The 21,618-nt window shown below is 30.2% G+C and carries 21 protein-coding genes and 1 other annotated feature; of the genes, 12 read left to right on the forward strand and 9 right to left on the reverse strand.

Annotated features, from left to right (window positions below):
* Position 1 precedes the first annotated feature (1 nt).
* On the reverse strand, positions 2-301 hold the full coding sequence (locus ACSYT2_RS03765; RefSeq protein ID WP_430855841.1) for a hypothetical protein: 300 nt from the start codon (positions 299-301) through the stop codon (positions 2-4).
* A gap of 151 nt (positions 302-452) precedes the next feature.
* Between ACSYT2_RS03765 and ACSYT2_RS03770 the strand changes: the two genes are divergently transcribed.
* Positions 453-1,685: a M48 family metalloprotease gene (locus ACSYT2_RS03770; RefSeq protein WP_438383588.1), complete on the forward strand. Its 1,233-nt coding sequence runs from the start codon at positions 453-455 to the stop codon at positions 1,683-1,685.
* Between the two features lie 50 nt (positions 1,686-1,735).
* On the opposite strand, the gene ACSYT2_RS03775 is transcribed toward ACSYT2_RS03770, so the two are convergent.
* Positions 1,736-2,344 (reverse strand): 3'-5' exonuclease, encoded by a 609-nt coding sequence (locus ACSYT2_RS03775; RefSeq protein ID WP_430855843.1) that lies wholly within the window; start codon positions 2,342-2,344, stop codon positions 1,736-1,738.
* Positions 2,345-2,407: 63 nt separating this feature from the next.
* Positions 2,408-3,304 carry an arginase gene (rocF, locus tag ACSYT2_RS03780; protein WP_438383590.1) on the reverse strand — a complete coding sequence of 299 codons (897 nt, stop codon included), beginning with the start codon at positions 3,302-3,304 and terminating at the stop codon, positions 2,408-2,410.
* 297 nt (positions 3,305-3,601) lie between these two features.
* On the opposite strand from rocF, the gene ACSYT2_RS03785 reads away from it, so the two are divergent.
* Entirely contained in the window at positions 3,602-4,552 is a 951-nt protein-coding gene (locus tag ACSYT2_RS03785) for an L-lactate dehydrogenase (RefSeq protein ID WP_430855845.1), read from the forward strand.
* Positions 4,553-4,784: 232 nt separating this feature from the next.
* Positions 4,785-5,798 carry an aspartate--ammonia ligase gene (asnA, locus tag ACSYT2_RS03790; protein ID WP_430855846.1) on the forward strand — a complete coding sequence of 338 codons (1,014 nt, stop codon included), beginning with the start codon at positions 4,785-4,787 and terminating at the stop codon, positions 5,796-5,798.
* A 208-nt stretch (positions 5,799-6,006) separates the two neighbouring features.
* On the opposite strand, the gene ACSYT2_RS03795 is transcribed toward asnA, so the two are convergent.
* Positions 6,007-6,972, reverse strand: a complete 966-nt coding sequence (locus ACSYT2_RS03795) for a biotin--[acetyl-CoA-carboxylase] ligase (RefSeq protein WP_438383591.1) — start codon at positions 6,970-6,972, stop codon at positions 6,007-6,009.
* 304 nt (positions 6,973-7,276) lie between these two features.
* Between ACSYT2_RS03795 and ACSYT2_RS03800 the strand changes: the two genes are divergently transcribed.
* The 4 genes from ACSYT2_RS03800 to trmB all read left to right on the forward strand — a co-directional run bounded on the left by ACSYT2_RS03800 (position 7,277) and on the right by trmB (position 10,789).
* Entirely contained in the window at positions 7,277-8,320 is a 1,044-nt protein-coding gene (locus ACSYT2_RS03800) for a phosphodiester glycosidase family protein (RefSeq protein WP_430855848.1), read from the forward strand.
* A 16-nt stretch (positions 8,321-8,336) separates the two neighbouring features.
* Positions 8,337-9,401, forward strand: coding sequence for a dipeptidyl-peptidase IV (locus ACSYT2_RS03805; RefSeq protein WP_430855849.1), 1,065 nt, complete (start codon positions 8,337-8,339; stop codon positions 9,399-9,401).
* Between the two features lie 87 nt (positions 9,402-9,488).
* The gene (locus ACSYT2_RS03810; protein ID WP_430855850.1) at positions 9,489-10,136 is read left to right on the forward strand and encodes a site-2 protease family protein; all 648 of its coding nucleotides are present in this window, start codon (positions 9,489-9,491) and stop codon (positions 10,134-10,136) included.
* A 17-nt stretch (positions 10,137-10,153) separates the two neighbouring features.
* On the forward strand, positions 10,154-10,789 hold the full coding sequence (gene trmB, locus ACSYT2_RS03815; protein ID WP_438383595.1) for a tRNA (guanosine(46)-N7)-methyltransferase TrmB: 636 nt from the start codon (positions 10,154-10,156) through the stop codon (positions 10,787-10,789).
* A 64-nt stretch (positions 10,790-10,853) separates the two neighbouring features.
* Here the strand turns inward: trmB and ACSYT2_RS03820 are convergent, their stop codons facing one another.
* Positions 10,854-12,368, reverse strand: a complete 1,515-nt coding sequence (locus ACSYT2_RS03820; RefSeq protein WP_438383597.1) for a Ppx/GppA phosphatase family protein — start codon at positions 12,366-12,368, stop codon at positions 10,854-10,856.
* 134 nt (positions 12,369-12,502) lie between these two features.
* Positions 12,503-12,704 (forward strand) — a binding site (T-box leader).
* A 44-nt stretch (positions 12,705-12,748) separates the two neighbouring features.
* Here ACSYT2_RS03820 and argS point away from each other — a divergent pair.
* Both argS and ACSYT2_RS03830 read left to right on the forward strand, forming a co-directional pair.
* Positions 12,749-14,440, forward strand: a complete 1,692-nt coding sequence (gene argS / locus ACSYT2_RS03825; protein ID WP_438383599.1) for an arginine--tRNA ligase — start codon at positions 12,749-12,751, stop codon at positions 14,438-14,440.
* Positions 14,441-14,689: 249 nt separating this feature from the next.
* On the forward strand, positions 14,690-15,853 hold the full coding sequence (locus ACSYT2_RS03830) for an AI-2E family transporter (RefSeq protein ID WP_430855854.1): 1,164 nt from the start codon (positions 14,690-14,692) through the stop codon (positions 15,851-15,853).
* A gap of 26 nt (positions 15,854-15,879) precedes the next feature.
* Here ACSYT2_RS03830 and ACSYT2_RS03835 read toward each other — a convergent pair whose 3' ends face one another.
* The 3 genes from ACSYT2_RS03835 to ACSYT2_RS03845 are packed head-to-tail and all read right to left on the reverse strand — an operon-like array spanning position 15,880 to position 18,055.
* Entirely contained in the window at positions 15,880-16,038 is a 159-nt protein-coding gene (locus tag ACSYT2_RS03835) for a FeoB-associated Cys-rich membrane protein (RefSeq protein WP_430855855.1), read from the reverse strand.
* A gap of 19 nt (positions 16,039-16,057) precedes the next feature.
* Positions 16,058-17,821 (reverse strand): ferrous iron transport protein B, encoded by a 1,764-nt coding sequence (feoB, locus tag ACSYT2_RS03840; RefSeq protein ID WP_430855856.1) that lies wholly within the window; start codon positions 17,819-17,821, stop codon positions 16,058-16,060.
* A gap of 12 nt (positions 17,822-17,833) precedes the next feature.
* Complete coding sequence (locus ACSYT2_RS03845; protein WP_430855857.1) at positions 17,834-18,055, reverse strand: FeoA family protein; 222 nt, start codon at positions 18,053-18,055, stop codon at positions 17,834-17,836.
* Between the two features lie 182 nt (positions 18,056-18,237).
* On the opposite strand from ACSYT2_RS03845, the gene ACSYT2_RS03850 reads away from it, so the two are divergent.
* Together ACSYT2_RS03850 and ACSYT2_RS03855 are read left to right on the forward strand one after the other, a co-directional pair.
* On the forward strand, positions 18,238-18,966 hold the full coding sequence (locus tag ACSYT2_RS03850; protein ID WP_430855858.1) for an HAD-IB family hydrolase: 729 nt from the start codon (positions 18,238-18,240) through the stop codon (positions 18,964-18,966).
* 14 nt (positions 18,967-18,980) lie between these two features.
* The gene (locus ACSYT2_RS03855) at positions 18,981-19,802 is read left to right on the forward strand and encodes a ribonuclease H-like domain-containing protein (protein ID WP_438383603.1); all 822 of its coding nucleotides are present in this window, start codon (positions 18,981-18,983) and stop codon (positions 19,800-19,802) included.
* Positions 19,803-19,832: 30 nt separating this feature from the next.
* Here the strand turns inward: ACSYT2_RS03855 and ACSYT2_RS03860 are convergent, their stop codons facing one another.
* On the reverse strand, positions 19,833-20,699 hold the full coding sequence (locus ACSYT2_RS03860) for a ComEC/Rec2 family competence protein (RefSeq protein WP_430855860.1): 867 nt from the start codon (positions 20,697-20,699) through the stop codon (positions 19,833-19,835).
* Positions 20,700-20,841: 142 nt separating this feature from the next.
* Between ACSYT2_RS03860 and ACSYT2_RS03865 the strand changes: the two genes are divergently transcribed.
* A complete protein-coding gene (locus ACSYT2_RS03865; protein ID WP_430855861.1) occupies positions 20,842-21,561 on the forward strand; it encodes a lysophospholipid acyltransferase family protein in 720 nt (239 codons plus the stop codon).
* Positions 21,562-21,618: the final 57 nt, after the last annotated feature.

Below are 21,618 nucleotides of genomic sequence, written 5' to 3' on the forward strand. Positions count from 1 at the left end.
CTTAGTTAGCATCCTTTTTATTTTCATCAATATTAAAGCCTTCAACATTGTTTAGATCTAAATTATTAAGGTCATCATCACTGATTTCCTTTGGATTTACATCCTTAGTAATAGCAGCTTCTTGTTGTTCAGCCTTCTTTTTAGCTTTTTCAATTTTACTAGGTGTAAAGAACATAGTAATTGTAAGGAATACACTAATTATTAGTGCTAACCAAAGCTTCATAAAGAAGAAATAAAAACCTGTAGTTAATAAAATTAATGTTATAAGTGCGTTTCTTGCGTTTTTAGTTTTATAATTCATAATAAGTCCTCCCGTATATCCTACATCTATTATACATAAAAAAATCAAAAGTTACAATTATCTCAATAAATTAAGTTAAATGTTTACAAGGAAATTTTTGATATATTTTTAAGAGAGATAAAATATACTAATAAGGGATGGAGGAGATTAGATGAAAAAGTTTCTTTTAAGAGGTTTATTAGCATTTGCACTTATATTTATATTTTTATTTTCCATAACAATGTTTTTGGAATATAAGAATAAGGAGGCATTACAAAGTGAAATTAATGTAGAGATTAAGGTAGAAGAGGGAAAGATAGAGATACCAGAAATACCAGCAAAGGTTGAGGCTAATTATCAATTTTCTAGAGTGTATTTTTTTAGTGGATTGACTATTGGACTAATTATACCATTACTATTCTTTTGCTATGATGGGGTAGGGATAATAAAACGAAGGAATTTCAAATATAAGATAATAGAAGGTGGAGCTATATGTCTTTTATACTCCTTATTTACAGAAGTATTAATCTTTCCAAAGATATTATTTAGTGCTTTTTATAGAGCTAGGTTAGTTGGTTTAAGTAATGCAACATTTTTAGAGTTCTTTAAGGGATATTTTATAGATAGCCTTTTAGATTTAACAATAGCATTACCCGTAGTAATGGTGGTATATATATTATATATTAAATCTAAAAGATGGTATTATTATGTGGCAACAGTATTAATAGCATGCTCATTAATATCCAATTACCTATATCCATATATAGATGAAATGAAAAATGATTTAATAGCTATGGAGGATGGGGAATTAAAAGAAAAGATATTAGTCTTATCTAAGGAAGCTGGTATTGACAATCTAGAAGTAATGGTAATACCCAAAAGTGGAGAAACAAATTCTATGAATGCATATATGACAGGAATTAATAATAGTAGAAGAATAGTCTTTTGGGACACAACTCTTAAGGGATTAAGTGAGGATGAAATACTCTCAGTAGCAGCACATGAGATGGGACACTATAAGTTGAATCATATTCCAATGTCCATTCTTATATCTTCATTGACAACCATGTTAACCCTATTAGTACTTCATAATATTATGAGAAAGTATAAAGGAAAAGATTATAGGGTAATAGATAATATTCCACTGATTATATTTGCATTAAATCTTATAGGATTATTGCTAACGCCATTAAATAGTTCCTATTCAAGGAAAATAGAGGTAGAAGCAGATGTGTTTGCTATGGAACTTACTAATGATAAATATACAAATGGTGCCTTAGAAATTAAGTTTATAAAATCAAATTTGATTCCTGTAGATGTAGATAATTTATATAAATGGTTAGCCTATGATCATCCAACTGTTAAAGAAAGAATTGAACTTAGTAATAAATATAATATAAAGTAAAAGTTAAAGGTTGTACATAAAAAATAAATGTACAACCTTTAACTTAAAGTTTATTTTAATTTTTCAGTAAAGTATCCTCTTGGAATATATCCTTTTTTCAATCCTTCAATAATTAGAAGGTAAGTAGCGGTTGTATCAAATCTAGCATCATGATAGTCACCACTTCCTTGGAATAACTCATCAGCCTTCTTAGTGATTTGTTCCTTAGTAATATTAAGGAAATTAATAACCTCTTCTAATTTAGGATTTTTAATTTCACCATTTGCTTTTGGTATTCTGCAAATATCTCTATAATATTGCATTGTACAGAAAACATTCTTTGGTTCATAATCAATGCACATTCCTTCTAATTCTATTTTAAGGAAACGTATATCAAAATTAACATTATGTCCTATAATAAAATCAGCAGCTTCAAAATCTGAAATAAAGTCTTCTAAAGAGTCCTCGATATATTTTCCATTTGAAAGATCATATAACTTTTCTAATGAAAATCCATGTATAGCCTCAGCAGCAGGATCCATTTCATCAACAGTAAAGAAAAGATTCTTTCCTTTAGTAACTTGTGGTTTTGCAGATGCATCAATTGTAATATAACTTAACTGACATATATGTCCAGGTTTTAAACTTGTTGTTTCTGTATCAAATATTAATAACTTCATTAGAATTCCTCCAGTCAAAATAAAAACAATAATGCAATTATAACATATTTCAAGTCTTAATAACTATAGAGAATCACTAATCTCCTCTAATAGTGAAATACAATTATTTAATGTTTTATCTGTATCATCTAAATTAGGATTAAATTCTACAAAGTCAATTGACTTTATTTTATTAGTACCTAGGAGGTTCCTAATAACCTCTTTACCACCATCTAATGATAATCCGTCATCTACAGGTGTACCTGTCCCAGGAACGAAATAAGGGTCGATAGAGTCGATATCAAAACTTAAATGAATATTGTTTATATTTTTTTCATTAACTTTTGCTTTTAGTTCATCTAGACAATTAATAAGACCTATTTCCTTTATATCATTCATTGTCCAAACGTGTAAGTTTTTTTCTTTAATTAGATTAACCTCTCCTTCGTCAAGGTCTCTAGCACCTAAAATAAATACATTTTCTGAATTAACCTTTATATCCTTAGAGAATAATTCAGTTAACATACTATTTCCGATTCCCATTGATGCAGCAAGAGGCATACCATGAACATTACCGGAAGGGGAAGTAGAATCAGTATTTATATCACCATGTGCATCAACCCAAATAACACCAAAATCTTGTCCAAAATATTTGCCTGATCCAGCAACACTTCCAAGAGCTAATGCATGGTCTCCACCCACTACAAGTGGTAGCTTATTGTGATCTAATGATGTGTATACAGATTCAGCTAAATTTTCATTTATTCTTAGTATTTCTTTTATGTACTTCATATTTATATTATTAGAGAATTTATCCTCAGAGGATATATCTTGTACCGAAATATTACCTAAATCAGTAACCGTATGTTCCTTCCTGAATAAATCAACTAGTCCATTCTTTCTAAGGGTGTCTGGCCCCTCTTCAACTCCAGGTCTATCACAACCATAGAACATAGGAACACCTATAATATTTATATCCATCTTTCTCCTCCAATTTCAGATTAAAATAATCATAATAATTATATTAAACTTTTAATAGTTTGATGTAAATATAAAAATTTAATAATATTATTATATTTTTAGTTTGTGTATAAATAGAGGAAAAGATAAAAATTTGTTAAAAGAAAAAATAAATAAAAAGCATATGAATTAAGAGATTACCAGAAAATAGTTGATAATAATTATTATTTAGAATATAATGTTAATATAAAGTATGGATAAAATATAGTACAAATGGAAAAATAGAAATGTAACTGTATTATTTTGAGGAGGTCTATTATGATTCATGAAGGAAAAAGAAAAATATCAATAGTCGGAGCAGGGTTTGTAGGTGCTACAACAGCCTATGCATTAATGAATAGTGGGATAGCAACAGAAATATGTATTTATGATATAAATATGGATAAAGCATTAGGGGAAGTTATGGACCTTGTTCATGGTACATCCTTTGTAAAACCAGTTAATATATATGCAGGTGGTCTTAGTGAAACTAAAGACTCAGATATAATAATTATTACAGCAGGAGCAGGGCAAAAAGAGGGAGAAACAAGATTAGATCTTATAGATAAAAACTATAAAATATTCCAAGGTTTCGTTCCAGAACTAGCTAAGCTAAGCCCTGAGTCAATTTTGTTAGTAGTTTCAAATCCAGTTGATGTACTAACTTATATAACTTATAAATTATCAGGGTTCCCTAAGGAAAGAGTTATAGGTTCAGGTACAGTTTTAGATACTTCAAGATTAAAATATGTACTAGGAAAGTACTTCAATGTTAACAATAATAATATTCACGGATATGTTATTGGAGAACATGGAGATAGTGAAGTAGTTACATGGAGTAAGGCAAGAATAGGGGTAGATGAGTTTGAAGACTATGTATCTAAATCTGAATTTGAATGGGATGATGATATTAAGAGAGTAATTGAAGAAGACGTTAAGAACGCAGCTTATGAAATTATTAAGAGGAAGAAGGCCACTTACTTTGCTGTTGGTCTTGCAATAAATAGAATTGTAGAAGCTATCTTTAGAGATGAAAACAGTATTCTTACTGTATCTAGTCTTTTTGAAGGACAATATGGAATAAATGATATTTACTTAGCTATACCAAGTGTAGTAAATTCAAAAGGTGCTACTAAGGTTATAGAAATTCCATTAAGCAAGGATGAGGAAGAAAAGCTAAAGAAGTCTGCTGATATATTAAAAGGACATCTTGAACAATGTAAAATTTAAATTAATTTTAAAGCCTTTATTAGAAAATAACTAATAAAGGCTTTGTTTTTTTCTAGAATTTGATATAATTATTTCTATAAAGTTATTCTTAGTATCAAATGGAATTTTTCTTAAAAGAAATATCTACTACATCTGAAACATAGAAGAACCAATCCAGGCGCTTATCACCGGATATAAAAAGCGAGAGTCTTAGAAATGATAGCAATTGGATAGAGTCTAAGGGGGAGAAAAAATGGAAATAGAAGGGCTAATAATCCCAAAAGGATATAAAAGCGAAAAAACACTAATAGAGACAGAAATTCACATAAAAAAGATTAAAGACTTTTTTGAAAAAACCTTAGCAGAGAACCTTAATTTAATTAGAGTATCTGCACCATTATTTGTAGGAGCAGAAACAGGATTAAATGATAACTTAAGTGGGGCTGAAAGACCAGTTAGTTTTGACTTAAAGGCTACTAATGAGTATGTAGAAATAGTACATTCACTAGCTAAGTGGAAAAGACTAAGCTTATATAGATATGGATTCCCTATAGGAAAAGGATTATATACTGATATGAATGCTATAAGAAGGGATGAGGATTTAGATAACCTTCATTCAGTATATGTAGACCAGTGGGATTGGGAAAAGATTATATCAAAAGAAGATAGAACAGAGGCTACCTTAAAGGATATAGTTAAAACAATATATAAAGTTTTTAAGGAGACTGAAACCTATGTATGTGATAATTTAATACCTATTAATAAGGAATTACCGGAGGAAATTTATTTTATAACAACTCAAGAGTTAGAGGATAGATACCCTGATCTTACACCAAAGGAAAGAGAAGATGCTATATGTAAGGCAGAAGGTGCTGTATTCATAATGAAAATAGGTGATTTACTAAATTCAGGAGAAAAGCATGATGGAAGAGCTCCAGACTACGATGATTGGAAGTTAAATGGAGACATCCTATTCTGGTATCCAGTTTTAGATAAAGCTGTTGAATTATCATCAATGGGGATAAGAGTTGATGAAAAAGCTTTAGATGAACAATTAGCTAAGACAGGCTGTGATGACAGAAGGGAATTAGAATTCCATAAGCTACTTTTAGAAGGAAAGCTTCCTTATACTGTAGGAGGAGGAATTGGACAATCAAGAATATGTATGTACTTCTTAAGAAAAGCACATATTGGAGAAGTTCAATCTTCTGTATGGGATGAGAAGAACCATAGATTATGTGAAGAAAATGGAATAAGATTATTATAGTGCATGATTTCAACTAAGGATGTATGAAATTATGAATGTGATGTAAACTTAGGATATGGTGAAATTTAAATATATATAAAATAAGAACAAGGACTCTCATATTTCTTGGAAGGCTACCTCTAGAAGAGCTAGTAGACCTGAAAAGAGAAATGAGAGTCCTTGTTCTAGATTACATTACATCTATAGTTTAGTAGAACATTTAGAGAAATTATTTTCTGAAAGTAATCTCTCCACTTATAACGCTTTTCTCAATACCATTACTATCTCTAATAGTAAGCTCACCTTCATCATTAATACCAAGACAAGTAACAGCTTCCGTTCCTCTAGAGGTTACATGATAAGCCTCTTTTTTCAATAACATCGAGTGCTTTCTGCATGTATATAATACTTTAGATAAGTCGTTATCATTTACAAAAGCCATGTACAGGTCTTCAAATTCTTTTAAGAATAAGGTTAAAAGTTCAACTCTATTATAGTATTTACTTCCTTCGATTTTTAAGGAAGTAGCAATGCCTTTGATTTCATCATTTAAATCAGATTCATCTAGATTAACATTTATACCTACACCAACAATTAAATAATTAATTCTATCCATATCGCATTTCATTTCAGTTAATATACCTGAGACTTTCTTAGAATTTATGTAGATATCATTTGGCCATTTAATTAATGCATTAATATCCATTGACCTTAAAACATTAACTAAAGCAGCAGCAGCTATCTGCGTAACTTTAGATGCATGGATAGGTTCAATATTAGGTTTAAGAATTATTGATAACCAGATACCACCTTTGGGAGAAGACCAATTTCTACCTAGTCGACCTTTTCCGCCTTTTTGCTCTTCTGCAATTATTATAGTTCCATCTTTAAAACCATCAACAGCAAGATTCTTAGCAGTTTCATTTGTTGATTGTACTTCAGAAAAATATTCAATATTATGGCCTATAAAATAAGTAGACAATTTATCAGAAATCTCAGTGCTTAATAATAAATCTGGTGATGATATTAGTTTGTATCCTTTTCTTGAAATACCTTCGATATTATATCCTTGCTCTTTTAAAGCTTTAATATGTTTCCACACAGAGGAGCGTGTTATACCAAATGATTTGCTTATCTCTTCACCAGAAATATAATCACCAGATTCTTTTAACATTTTAATTAAATCTATATCCATTTTAATCTCCTTAGTTATGTATGATTATTAGATAATTATACCATAACTTAACTGGATTATTTTAAGCGTCTATTACCACGAGATATTATTGCGAAATATTAGATATAGTAATATTATGGTTTTACAAGTAGAAAAAATAGAAGTATAATAGAAAAAGGTGTCTATTCCTCACAAAAGTGAGAATAAATTGGGAAAAGTTTAAAATAATGTTACTTTTATTGAATTTATACTTGATAAATTATATAATTAGTCAGACTAATTAATAAATTGATTACTTTATAGGTTTGGTATGGAGAGGGATAAAATGAAAAAGATAGAAAAGAAAAGTGTAAATAAAAATAATAAAAAAAGGCGAAAATTTAGTTGGAAAATGTTTTTGGGATTTTTAGTATTTATGATAGTTTTTACAGCAGCAACAGCTCCTTTTGTTCTTTTATATGGACCATTTGAACAAGCAAAAAGAACTTATGTAGGGTCAGCTATGGGAACAATGAGTCATCAGTGGTTAGCAACAATGTTCTTATCTGATGAGAAAATTGCAGAAATTATAGGAAGTAATGAATCACAGGGGGAGTTAGGACAACAAGATTTAAATCTTATAAATATTCCTACAAGAAGAGATGATACAATTATTGAACAAACTTTAGATGGAAAAAATGGAGCTAAATTTATAGGTCATGTACTTATAGTTAAAGATCCAAAGAGAGTAAAGGTTGGAGTGAGTTCAAAAATTGGGACGATGGGTGAATCTACATCAAGGATAGCTGAAAATTATGATGCTATAGCTGCAATTAATGGAGGAGCCTTTACAGATGAGCAGGGAGCAGAAGAATGGACATCAAATGGAGGTATTCCATCAGGTATACTGATATCAGAAGGTAAAGATATGAATAATAGTGCAACTAAAGGAAAGCAACCAGTAGCAGCAATAAATAAAGATGGAAAATTAATCGTAGGAGATTTTACTTATGATGAATTATTAAAAGAAGGGGTTACAGATGCTTTAAGCTTTGGATTGCCTAATGGAGGCAGTTCAGTATTAATTTATAATGGTAGAATGAGACCAATTTCAGGAGATGGTGGTTTAGGGACCTCACCTAAGACAATGATAGGTCAACGTGCAGATGGTTCAATAATATTGGTTGCTTTAGATTCAAAGATACCTGCAACAAGAATAGCAGCTACTGTAAAGGAAGCTCAAGAAGTAATGTATGAATTACAATGTGTTACTGCAATGCTTCTTGATGGAGGAAGATCCACAACAATGTATTATGATGGTGAGGTTATAAATGAACCATCAAATACAAGTGGTGAAAGACCAATAGCATCAGCATTTATAGTAAAGTAGAAAGTGAGGTAGTAAAATGAACATGTTTAAGAAGGTTATTACCTGGGCTATGCTATCAATAATGATGCAACTGGCAGGTTTATTATTTCTAGATAAAGTAGTGTTTCAACATTCATCTGATTTTAAGGTGAAGGAGGTTGAGGCAGTAAAGAAGGAAGCAGTAAGTATAAATGTTCCAACAAGTGCCACAGAAGTAAGTTCTGCTTATAGTGGAAGATATGTATCCTACAAAGAAGGAGATAAGCTTATGTTAGTTAATACTAAGACTTCAGAAACAAAAGAAGTTTTAGTAGATAAGGGAGCAGAGATTATTTATAGCTCATGGTTGCCCAAAGATAACTATTTAATTATAGGGGAAAAAGTAAAGGGTGATTCAGGGTCAAATATTATTAGGGTAGTCACATATAATCCAAGAACAGGAACAATTAATCCAGTTATTAACGAACTATGTACTTATCAGAAGGGGATGCAAATTGATAGTATAGTATCTTCAGGTAGTGGTACAAAGTATGTTAGTGTAAGTAGAGGTGGATTTAATTCCACAATATATAGAATTGATATAAATGATAAGAAGAGAGAACTTCCATCTAAAGTTGCTAATTTTGGTGGTATGAAAGTATTCCAGCACAAAGATGAATTAGTTTATGAAAATGCTTTAGATAAAACATTCTACAGATATACAAATATGAAGCTTAATAAATTAAAATTTAATAATTCTAAAAACCTAACTCTTTTAAGCGTAGATGATAATGATAACATCTATATGGGAGAAATGGTAGAGGATAAAATAAGTAAGATAATATACGGTAAAGCAGATGTGAATACTTCATCATGGACTACTGTGACTTTAGAGAAATCGAAGAATCCAGAAGATATACATGTAAATTCAAAGAGTGAGATTATGATAAATGATAACCTTGAAGGTAAGATAACTAATTTAACTACTGGTGATACAATTTCCTATGAGGGAATGTTTATTCAATTAACAGATAAGATAATATGTAGTTCAAGTAATGGTAAGTTATTCATAAAAAGTTTATCTGATGTAGATAAGAAGGAAGAAGTGAAAGATAAAAAATAGATATTAAAGCCTTGAGGCTATATGCCTTAGGGCTTATTTTATGGTATAATACCACTCACATAATAAAAGTTAGAATGGAGAGATAATATGGACTATATATTAGACAAACTATATATAATACCTGCAATAGTATTAGCATTCACCTTTCATGAGTATGCTCATGCAAAGATGGCAGATAGATTAGGTGATAAAACTCCAAGATTCCAAGGTAGACTTACATTAAATCCAATAAAGCATATTGACCCATTAGGGGCTCTTCTTATATTATTAGTTGGATTTGGGTGGGCAAAACCGGTACAAACTAATCCTTCAGCTTATAAGAACTATTATAAAGATGATTTAAAGGTGACACTAGCTGGACCTTTAGCAAATTTAGTATTAGGTTTTTTAGGATGCTTAATATACGGATTATTGGTAGTAATGCAAGCAAATACTGAAATATTGCCGATAGGTGTATTTAGGGTTTTAGTAGAGGTATTGTGGGCAGTATTTTCTATAAATATTAGTTTATTTATATTCAATTTATTACCGGTACCAGGCTTGGATGGCTTTGCTATATTAAGAGATATAAAACCAAATCTATTTTATAATATACAAGAGAGTTTGTATAGATATCAAAATATTATTTTACTAGGTATACTATTAGTTGGATCAAATGTTATAATGGTTCCAGTAAAATTTATAATGAAAACTATAATGGCTATTGTTAGTAGCCTTTTAGGATTAATTTTCTAACTTAGGAGGATGTAAATATGAGATTAAGAAAGAATTGGGGAGCTAGACCAGAATTAGAGGATAGCAAACTTTTTATAAAAAAACCTACAGCTTTAAAAGGAAAGTGGAAAGAAGAGTTTGGTAATAATAATCCTATTCACTTAGAATTAGGTTGTGGAAGAGGTGGATTCCTTACTCAAAATTGTCTTAGATATCCTAATATTAACCATGTGGCAGTAGATCTTAAAGATGAAGTATTAGTATGTGCCTTAAGAAACGTACAGGAGGCAGAGGTGGCTAATGCAAGATTAGTAGCTTTAAATATTAGCTTTATTGCAGATTTATTCGAAAAGGATGAAATAGAAAAGTTATATATAAACTTCTGTAATCCATGGCCAAAAGATAGACATAATAAGAGAAGATTAACTCATACAAGATTCTTAACTGAGTATAAGAAGTTCCTAAAGCCAGGTTCAGAAGTATGGTTTAAAACCGATGATACAGATTTATTTAATGATTCACAGGAATACTTTAAAGAATGTGGTTTTAGAATAGATTTCATTACATACGACCTACATAATTCTGATTTTGAAAATAATATAATGACTGAATATGAAACTAAATTTACAGGCTTAGGCATGAAGACTATGTGCTTAACAGCAACTTTATTATAATAGAGTATCTAGAGGGTTATAACTTAATCAATAAGTAAAAGCGTGGCATATCCACGCTTTTATTTTAAAATTCAACTTTTTCTACAATTAAATTTTTATTATATACTTCTTTGAATTTACAAGAACAACGTAAAGCTTGTCTTATTTCTAAATCCAAATCTAGCTGAGAGGAAACTTGTATAGTTACATCCTCATCATTTATAATAACATTTACTTTTTTAACAGCACCTTCTAAGCTTCTGTCTAAGCTTTCTGCAATCCTAACTATTACGCCCAACTCAGCTATTATCTTTAAATCTAATTTATTTATTATTGAACAGAATTGAGGCAATGGTAAATGGTAACTATTATTTCTATGGGATGCAGCAACAGCAGCACTTAACAATAGTTCTTTTTGAGTTAATCCGTTAAAATAAGAATTTAGTATAATATAGAAAGTATGTTTATGGTGGTTATAGTAGTCAATATTAATACCACAATCATGAAGCATAGCAGCAGTCTTTAATATATGATCATATTCATTACTAAGATGATGTAGGGGTTTAAAGGCTTCAAATAGCTCTGTACTTAGCCAATAAACATTTTTAGCATGATACTTATTTATATTAAGACTCTCCAATATTCCATTTATACTATAATCTAAAATATCAGTTATAGGATTAGTATGAGTATTTATATATTCATACATAATACCCTCACGTAAGCCTCTGCCAGAAATAATGATACTTTGGTTATGAACAACATCAATAATTTGGCTAAATATAGCCAAACCACCTACAATAATATCTGAACGTTCATAGGATAGACCTTCAACTTTTCTTCTAAGCTTTAGGTCTTTACACTTAACTAAATTATATACATCATGGACGTCTAAATCTGACATTATATAATTATGACTAATATCAAAAGGATACCTAGTTCTTAGTCTATTAATTTTTCCAAGAGAACGTAGAGTTCCACCAACTCCAATAACAGAATCAAATTTACCCTCCTTTAGCCAATCTAAAGAATTAAGCTGATCCTGTACATGTGTTATAGCATCTTCTAAATCTTCTTTAAGAATTCTATCCTGAAGATTATATTTATATGTAAGATTTACAGTACCAATAGGCAAAGTTACGCTTTCTTTTATATCTCCATCAATAATCCAAGCTAGGTGAGTAGAGCTACCACCAATATCAACTAGTAATGAATTATTAAAATATATACTGTTAATAACACCTAAATAGTTATAATATACTTCTTCTTCTGCAGATAGAACTACTACATCTATACCTAGTTCTTCTTTGATCCTCTGTATAAAGGTATCTTTATTCCTTGCAAATCTAAAAGCATCAGTTGCAACTGCAATTATTTCATTTGCACCTGAAACTGAACATAATGATTTAAATGTTTTTAATGTGGATATAGTTTCATTTATTTTTTTATCTGAAATTTCATCCCCATCAAGTAAATCATAACAAAGCCTAAGGGAAGAGGTTAACTCATCTATTATTCGAAAATAGCCATCCTCCTCTACTTCTGTTAGCATAAATTTTACTGAATTAGCACCAATGTCTATTACTCCTACCCTGTTCATAATTAACTCCTTAAGTCATTTATAAATTTAAATTGTTGTTACTATTATACTACAGTAAATTAAGTATTTGTTATGAAAATTGCATATTGACATAAAAACTTATTATTATGTATAATGTATAGAAGAATAATATAGAAATTTCGATGAAGAGGAAAGTATATTTAGCTAATTTGTAAGCGAGTGGGGGATGGTGTAAGCCCTGTGAATAGGTTAAGTAGAAGAGAGCCTTGGAGAAGCAGCCTGAAATGAGTAGGGTATGCCGCAAGAGATTGCGTTATTAGTTTGAGTGGCATTTATTGCAATTAGAGTGGTACCGCGGATTACTCCGTCTCTTTTTATAGAGGCGGTTTTTTTATTTTCAAAATTAGAGGAGGATCATTATGGATTACAAAAAGAAAGTTGCTAAATTAATTAAAGAACAGGTTGATTTAGAGATTGAAAAAATAGAGCAATTAATAGAAATTCCACCAAGACCAGAAATGGGAGACTTTGCATTTCCATGTTTCCAATTAGCAAAGGTTATGAGAAAAGCACCTAATATGATAGCTCAAGAATTAAGTGAAAAGTTAGATAAAGAAGGTTTTGAAAGAATTGAAAATTTAGGACCTTATGTTAACTTCTTTGCTGATAAAGGTGATTTTACTAAGAATACTATAGAAAAGGTATTATCAGAAGGAGACAACTATGGTGCTTCAACTGTAGGAGAAGGAAAGAATGTATGTGTTGAATATTCCTCACCAAATATAGCTAAGCCTTTCCACGTTGGACATTTATTCTCAACTGCAATTGGGAATGCACTATATAAGATGTTCAAAAAAGAAGGGTATAATACAGTTGGAATAAACCATTTAGGTGACTGGGGTACTCAATTTGGTAAGTTAATATCTGCTTATCATAGATGGGTTGATGAAGAAGCATTAGAAAAGAATGCTATTGATGAGCTATTAAGAATATATGTTAAGTTCCATGATGAAGCTGAAAAGGACCCATCATTAGAAGATGAAGGAAGAGCTTACTTTAAGGCCCTTGAAAATGGAGATCCAGAGGCACAAGCTTTATGGACTAGATTTAGAGATTTAAGCTTAAAGGAATTTGAAAGAGTATATGGAATCTTAGGTGTAGATTTTGATTCATTTGCTGGAGAAGCCTTCTACAATGATAAGATGGATGTAGTAGTTCAAGAATTAAAGGATAAGAATTTATTAGTTGAAAGTAATGGAGCACAAGTTGTAATGCTAGAAGATTACAATATGCCACCATGTATCGTATTAAAGGGGGATGGAGCTTCTATATATGCTACAAGAGATCTAGCAGCTGCTATGTATAGAAAGAAGACTTATGACTTCTATAAGAGTGTATATGTAGTTGGTTCACCACAAGCATTACACTTTAAGCAAGTATTTAAGGTATTAGAGCTTTCAGGACATGAATGGGCTAAGGATTGTACACACGTAGGATTTGGATTGGTTAAGTTTGCTGATAGAAAGCTTTCAACAAGAAAGGGTGAGGTTGTATTATTAGATGACCTAATAAGAGAATCAGTAGATAAGACTTTAGAAGTTATAAATGAAAAGAATCCAGATTTAGAAAATAAAGAAGAAGTAGCGAAGAAGATCGGTGTTGGAGCCGTTATCTTTACTTACTTAAAGAATTCAAGAGAGAAGGATATAGTTTTTGATTGGAAGGAAATACTTTCATTTGAAGGTGAAACAGGTCCTTATGTTCAATATTCATATGCAAGAGCTAAGAGTATATTAAGAAGGGCAGAAGGAGTTACAGGAGAAGTTGATTATAGTAAGTTAAATTCAAAGGAAGAATTTGAATTAGTTAAGACTCTAGAAAACTTTAATAAACAAATACTTCTAGCTATAGATAAGTTAGAGCCTTCAATATTAACAAGATATGTTATAGAAGTTGCTAAGAGCTTTAATAAGTTCTATAATGCTCATTCAGTATTAAACTTAGAAGATGAATCATTAAAAGCTACAAGATTAAAGTTAGTTGAGGCTACTTGTCAAGTTATAAAGAATGGATTAGATTTAATTGGTTTAGATGTAGTTGAGAAGATGTAACTTAAATATAAAAGAGATTCTGCTTAGGTAGAATCTCTTTTGTTAATATACTCCAATCCGTAGGATCTTATTATAATCATTAAAGGTAAATTAAAGTACCTATATTGTAACTATAGTTCTATGATTAAAGATGCTAGTACATAGCCAATAAATAATATGGTAAATTTTAAAATAAGATAAGCTATTGGAGTATTATGTTGAAGTTATGATATAATAATTAATAAATTAATTTGGAGGTGTTGTCTAACATTGTTTTTAGGAAAAAATTTTAAATATAAAGATATTTTAATATGTTTATTAATAGGTGTTATAGGATATAAACTAATAGATAATTACAGTGTTTTTTTTGACCTAATAAAGAAATTACTATCTATTGTATCGCCATTTATATATGCATTAATCTTTGCTTATATATTGAATCCTGTTATGAATCTCTTTGAAAAGAAGCTGAAAATGAAGAGGGGACTTGCTATACTTTTAACCTATGTGATAATTACAGGGTTAATAGGAATTGCCTTTGTATATGTAGTTCCTAGTATCGTGGATAGTATTATTTCCATAACAGCGGATGTCCCTAAATACATGGAAGTAGTTCAGGGGTGGATTAATAATTCCTTGAAAAATGAAAATGTATATGAACTAATAAAAGATTCTGGTTTACTAGATTATGTGTCCGTAATATCAAGCAAGGTTGGAACAATTATGGTGGGAATGCTTGAAGGATCAATAACATCCATTGTTTCTATAACTACTAATTTAGTTAAGGTTGGTTTTGGGTTCTTAATAGCAATTTATGTGTTACTAGATAAAGAAAGTTTCATAAAAGAAAGTAAGACTTTTATTTATATGATTTTTAAAGAACATAGAGGAAGTAAAATTATAGAGTGGATTAGAACCTACAACAAGATGATAGGATTATATATTGGAACTAAAGCTATAGACTCAGCTATTATTGGATTTATGGCACTAATAGGACTATTAATAATTAAAGCACCTTATGCTATATTAATAGCTTTAATTGTTGGGATAACAAATATGATACCTTATTTTGGACCACTTGTAGGTGAATTAGTAGGGGCAGTTATAGGCATATTTGTATCACCGATGATGGCGATAATGATATTCTTGTTTTTATTAGCGCTGCAGCAGTTTGATGCTTGGTACTTAGATCCTAAGTTAATTGGAGAAAAAGTTGGAGTTAAGCCTTTTTATATTATTCTAGCAGTAATGATAGGAGGAGGTTATTTTGGAGCTATAGGAATGTTACTTGCATCTCCAACGATGGCTACAATTAATATTTTCTATGAAAGAAAGGTTAGTTATTTTAAGGAGAAAAATAAAGTTTTAATAAAACGAATTGAAGAAGAGGATAAAATAGATAAGGTAGAAGAAGATGAAAAAGGAGAAGCTTAAAAGCTTCTCCTTTTTTTACTTTAATATTACTTAACTAAATCTATTTTATCTACCTCAGCTTTTCTAGATGGACAGCTCTTAGAGCATGTACCACAATTGCAATTGCCTTTTGATGAGGTCTTTATGTTTTTATAAATTATGAAGCCAGCAAGGGCAACAATTCCTATAGTTATTATAATTTCCATAAGGTTTCACCTTCTTTAATTAAAATATTAGATTACCTATGTTAAAGACTAAGAAGGAAACTATCCAAGCTAAACCAAGTTGATAGAATACTGAGAATAAAGTTAATTTACCACCATACTCTTTTTTCATAGCTCCAATTACTGATACACAAGGTGTGTAAAGTAATATGAATACTAAGAATGAATAAGCAGATAATGCATTAAAGTGTGATGTAAGAGTAACTGCTAAATCACCAGCAAATATAACTTCCATTGAAGCAATTATTGTTTCTTTTGCTAACAGTCCTGATAGTAAGGAAACTGCTGATTGCCAATTACCAAATCCTAACGGGCTAAATATTGGGGCAATTACAGAACCTATACCAGCTAAAATACTATTATTAACATCATCAACCATTCCAGTAAAGCTAAAGTTTGATAGGAACCAAATAACTACAGTCATAGCAAATATTATAGTTCCAGCTTTCTTTAAGAATCCTTTAGCTTTATCAAAAGTTTGCTTTAACACAGACTTAAGTTCAGGTTTCTTGTACTCAGGTAATTCGATTATAAAAGGCTCTTCATCTTTCTTAAATATTGTATTCTTAAATAGTATTCCAATTAGAAATGCTAGTAAAACACCTAAAAAGTAAAGTGAAGCAACTATTAAGCCTTGATGTTCAGAGAAAAATACAGCTGCAAATACTGTGTAAACAGGAAGTCTTGCATTACAAGACATTAAAGGAACTAGTAAAGCAGTAAGCTTTCTATCCTTTTCACTTTCAAGGGTTCTTGCACTCATAATAGCAGGAACTGTACATCCGAATCCTACAATCATTGGAATGAAAGCTTTACCTGAAAGGCCCATTTTTCTCATGAGTTTATCCATTATAAAAGCTACTCTAGCCATATATCCACTATCTTCTAAAATAGTTATACATACGAATAAGGCAAGTATTACTGGAAGTAATACAAGAATTCCACCAACTCCGCCCACGATTCCATCAACAATTAATGACTGGAACCAAGGAGAGGAGCTTGAAAGCATATCACTTAACCATGGCATAAATGAATCATTTAAAAGTCCATCTAACATATCTGATAGAGGTTGTCCAACCCAAGCAAAAGTAACTTGGAACATTAAAATCATCATTAATATAAATATAGGGTAAGCTAAAAATGGATTAAGTAGTACTTTGTCTAACTTATCTGAAAAAGTCGTCTTATTATCTTTAGTAAACTTATTACATTTTAGTAAAGCATCTTCTATATAAGCGTAAGCTTCTTTTTCAGAAGGAAAGTTAAATTTTTCACTATCATTTGTATAAGAAATATTATTTGAAGATAGTTCAGACTTAAGTTCATCTAATCCAGTTCCTTTTGAAGCAGATATTGGAATAACCTTTATATTAAATAAGGTTTCAAGTTTTTTATAATCAATAATAATTCCTTTATTTTCTGCAATATCAACCATGTTAACAGCTAATATTATAGGTTTGTTAAATTGTTTTAATTGAGTTGTTAAGTAGAGATTTCTATCTAAATTCGAAGCATCTACGATGTTTAGAATTAAATCTACTTCATCACCTTCAATAAATTTCTTTGCTACCTTTTCTTCATTTGAAAAAGTATCCATAGCATATATCCCTGGAAGGTCTACTATTTTTATTTCCCCGAAGTATCCTTCTTTTTTATCTACAGTAACACCAGGCCAGTTTCCAACATATTGTTTTGAGCCAGTTAAGGCATTAAATAGTGTTGTTTTACCCACATTTGGATTACCAAGAAGAGCAATTGTAGTCATATAATATCCCCTTTACTTTTGCAAAATTATATTTTTGGCATCATTTTTTCTAATAGCTAAATCAAATCCCCTTAGATTTACTATAATTGGGTCACCTAAAGGTGCGATTCTTTTCATTTGAATTTCTGTCCCTTCGATGCATCCAAGAGCTGACAATCTTTTGGCAAGTTTTTCATTTCCTTTTACGATATTAACTGTGCCAAATTCACCAAGTTTTAAATCACATAGACACACACACATCACCTCCACTGAAAATCATTATCATCTTACCATAATAATATCATTTATGGGCTACAATGTCAATGAAATTCTTTATCAATTAGGAAAAATTTACAGTGATTTGCATAAGGAAAAAATATTAGTATAATATTAGATAATTATATAATGTATAGACTAGTATAAAGGAGGAGATACAAATGAAAAAGGTAGCTGCATTTTTTGATATTGATGGAACTGTCTACAGAGAAGGGTTAATAACAGAGGTTTTTAAGAAATTAGTAAAATATGAAATTATTCAAGGAGAAAAATGGTATAATGAAGTAAGACCAGAATTTATTAAATGGGACAAGAGACAGGGAGATTATGATATGTATCTATTAAAGATGGTAGATATATATATGGATGCAATAAAGGGGCTTAAAAGAGATCAAATAGACTTTATTGCAAAGAGAGTTGTAGAACAAAAGGGCGATAGAGTTTATACATTTACTAGGGATAGAATAAAGTGGCATAAGGAACAAGGGCATATTGTAATAACTGTTTCTGGATCTCCATACGAGTTAGTAAGAGAAATGGCAAATAAATATGGATTTGATGACTTTAGAGGTTCAATTTATGTACAGGACGAACATAATATGTATACTGGGGAAGTAATTCCGATGTGGGATAGTGTAAGTAAAGAGAAAGCAATAAAAGAGTTAGAAGAATTATATAATATAGATTTAAGTAAAAGTTACGCATATGGTGATACAGGTGGGGATTATACTATGCTAAAGATGGTTAATAACCCATATTGTATGAACCCAACTAAAGAACTACTAACTAAGGTTGTAGGTGATGAAGAATTAAAAGAAAAGGTAAATGTTATTGTTGAAAGAAAAGATGTTACCTATAACTTAGATATAGGTAATTTACAATTTGTGTAGAAAAGAGTGGTACTGTGATAATTAGAGAGAACACCCTAAAATTAGAGGATGTTTCTGAGGAATTAATGATTCGGCACGATAAGATGGAATATTTGCCTGAAGATATTATATTTTTTGACTTAGAGCATTATGTTTATAAAAAGCCTAAATGTATTGGGGTCTTTGGCGCTAGTATATATGACAAAGATTCAAAAACCATTCAGGTAACTCAATATATGATAGAAAATAGATATGAGGCGATTGATATTCTTCACTTAGCTAAAAATTACTTCATTAAAATGAAGGAAGCTGGGAAGAAAGCAATTGTTACTTTCTCAGGAAATAATGACTTCACTGTTATTAATTATTTATTTGAAAAGTATGGTATAGGCTATGATTTTAAAGAGGAATTTGACTCTGTAGATATACAAAAGGAATATGAAAGAGAGAAAGGTACCTCTATAGGTCTGAAAAAGTTGGAAAAGCAATTTGGCATAATAAGAGAAAGCGAACTTATTAGCGGATCAAATTTAGCGAAAACCTTTCATAAGGTAATGAAAGATAGAGAGTATATTAAAAGAATGCCTAAAGAAAAGGTTGAAAAAATTCTATTGTATAATGAACAGGATGTTGTGAATCTTTATCATATTTATGTGAATTGGAAACAGTTTATATATGTTGAAGAAGATATTATTGAAGAAAGTGATATAAATGATATAAAGTCAATTGAAGATATTGAAGGAATAGAAGATGAAGTTATTAGAGAAGTTGAAATTGATGTTATTGATGAGGTAGCAAAATCCATTGAAGAGCTAGATGAGTACCAAAATAAAATAGAAGAAAAACACTCTAGTTAATAACTAAACTAGAGTGTTTTTTATTACAAGTTATTTCTTTTTAATTGTAGTACCATCTGAAACTAGAACTATGTCTCCGTCCTTATCAGTTCTATAAACAGTTAAGTTATTGTCCTTAATAGTTTTAAGGGTTTCTTTATGTGGATGCCCGTATGAATTATCAGCAGCTAGTGATATTACACCTATTGAAGGATTTACAGCTTTGAAGAACTCCTCTGAAGTTGAAGTTGATGAGCCATGATGTCCAAACTTTAAAACATCAGCTTTAACATCGGACTTATTTGCGAGTACCTCAGATTCTACTTCTTTTTCAGCATCACCAGTAAATAGGAATGAGTTTGATCCAAATTCTATTTTCATTATAGGGGAATAATTATTAAAATCAGGCTTGCTACCTTCTTTGTATTCATCCTTTACTGGAGAGAATATAGATACTCTTGTTCCCTGACCTAAATCAATAGAATCGGTACCAGCTTTAATAGTATTAATCTTAAGATTCTTTTTCTGTAAAGCCTCTATCATATTTTCAAAAGTTTTAGTAGTATGTTCAACCTTGGGAGCATAAAAAGCACCTATTTCATATTTCCTTACTACATCACCCATATTTCCAATGTGGTCCTCATGAGGATGTGTAGCTATAACATAATCTAACTTTTTAATATTTAGTTCGTTAAGATAGTTAAATAATTCATCCTTACCACTTCTAGGACCACAGTCAATTAGCATATTTTTATCATTTACTTGTACTAACATAGAGTCACCTTGACCTACGTTAATATAATGTACTTTCATTTCTCCTTTAGTATCACCAACAGGGGGAGTAGTATTAGTACAACCTGTTAGAAAAACAGTGAAAAAGCACACTATTAGAGCTAATATTGAAATTTTCTTTTTCACAATAAAATCCTCCTTTTCATTTGTATAATCACCAATATTTTAACATGATAAACAGTTATATTCAAAGCAATAAGAATTTATTGCTAAAAAAAAGCTAAAAGGATATAATTATTTTAATTTATTAGTGAAAAGGGGATAGTATATGAAATATTTGAAATTTATATGTTATGGAATATATATGATTTGGGTAAGAATTAAAGGTATAAAGCGAGATTATCTTCATAAATTTAAGGGTGAGGATATAGCCTGGAGATATGGACAAGAAGTTTTTATAAAATGGAGCTTATTTACAATAAAAATAATAGGGATGGATATTAGGATTGAAGGAAAAGAGAATATTCCCGATGACACCTGTGTATTTATGGGGAACCATCAAAGTATACTAGATATTCCTTTATTAAGATATTCTATAGGAAGACCTGTAGATTTTGTGGCAAAACATGAACTTGTAAAAATACCTATAATGGGATACTGGATTACACATTTAAAAAGTGTAGCTCTAAATAGGGAAAATGTTAGAGAAGGTATGAAAGCAATTAATACCGCAATAGCAAATATTAAAGCAGGATATACATTTGCAGTATTTCCAGAAGGAACAAGAAGCAAAGATGGCAATATTAAAGAGTTTAAGAAGGGAAGTATAAAACTTGCAACTAAAGCAAAAGTACCAATAGTTCCCTTTGCCTTAAATGGAACTTCAGCTTGCTTTGAGGATACAAGAAACTTTATTCCAGGAAAAATAACAATAATTTTTGGAGAGCCACTGGAGGTTAATAATCTTTCGAGAGAAGAAGAAAAATTTTTAACAGAAGAGGTCCAAGGAAAGGTTAGTGAATTATATAATAAAATATTAAAATTATAATAGAATTTATATGTAAATAAGAGGTTTTTATCAATATAATATGTACAAATATGTAAA

The organism is Clostridium zhoujianii (assembly GCF_051590805.1).
GTDB lineage: Bacteria > Bacillota > Clostridia > Clostridiales > Clostridiaceae > Clostridium.

Bases quoted from the DNA above. Each gene is read 5' to 3' on its own strand.
- asnA (WP_430855846.1), top strand. From the start codon at position 4,785: ATGGAAATAGAAGGGCTAATAATCCCAAAAGGATATAAAAGCGAAAAA.
- ACSYT2_RS03835 (WP_430855855.1), bottom strand. From the start codon at position 16,038: ATGGAAATTATAATAACTATAGGAATTGTTGCCCTTGCTGGCTTCATA.
- ACSYT2_RS03800 (WP_430855848.1), top strand. From the start codon at position 7,277: ATGAAAAAGATAGAAAAGAAAAGTGTAAATAAAAATAATAAAAAAAGG.
- ACSYT2_RS03820 (WP_438383597.1), bottom strand. From the start codon at position 12,368: ATGAACAGGGTAGGAGTAATAGACATTGGTGCTAATTCAGTAAAATTT.
- ACSYT2_RS03770 (WP_438383588.1), top strand. From the start codon at position 453: ATGAAAAAGTTTCTTTTAAGAGGTTTATTAGCATTTGCACTTATATTT.
- ACSYT2_RS03810 (WP_430855850.1), top strand. From the start codon at position 9,489: ATGGACTATATATTAGACAAACTATATATAATACCTGCAATAGTATTA.
- feoB (WP_430855856.1), bottom strand. From the start codon at position 17,821: ATGACTACAATTGCTCTTCTTGGTAATCCAAATGTGGGTAAAACAACA.
- ACSYT2_RS03805 (WP_430855849.1), top strand. From the start codon at position 8,337: ATGAACATGTTTAAGAAGGTTATTACCTGGGCTATGCTATCAATAATG.
- rocF (WP_438383590.1), bottom strand. From the start codon at position 3,304: ATGGATATAAATATTATAGGTGTTCCTATGTTCTATGGTTGTGATAGA.
- ACSYT2_RS03795 (WP_438383591.1), bottom strand. From the start codon at position 6,972: ATGGATATAGATTTAATTAAAATGTTAAAAGAATCTGGTGATTATATT.
- ACSYT2_RS03765 (WP_430855841.1), bottom strand. From the start codon at position 301: ATGAATTATAAAACTAAAAACGCAAGAAACGCACTTATAACATTAATT.
- ACSYT2_RS03785 (WP_430855845.1), top strand. From the start codon at position 3,602: ATGATTCATGAAGGAAAAAGAAAAATATCAATAGTCGGAGCAGGGTTT.
- ACSYT2_RS03775 (WP_430855843.1), bottom strand. From the start codon at position 2,344: ATGAAGTTATTAATATTTGATACAGAAACAACAAGTTTAAAACCTGGA.
- trmB (WP_438383595.1), top strand. From the start codon at position 10,154: ATGAGATTAAGAAAGAATTGGGGAGCTAGACCAGAATTAGAGGATAGC.
- ACSYT2_RS03850 (WP_430855858.1), top strand. From the start codon at position 18,238: ATGAAAAAGGTAGCTGCATTTTTTGATATTGATGGAACTGTCTACAGA.
- argS (WP_438383599.1), top strand. From the start codon at position 12,749: ATGGATTACAAAAAGAAAGTTGCTAAATTAATTAAAGAACAGGTTGAT.
- ACSYT2_RS03865 (WP_430855861.1), top strand. From the start codon at position 20,842: ATGAAATATTTGAAATTTATATGTTATGGAATATATATGATTTGGGTA.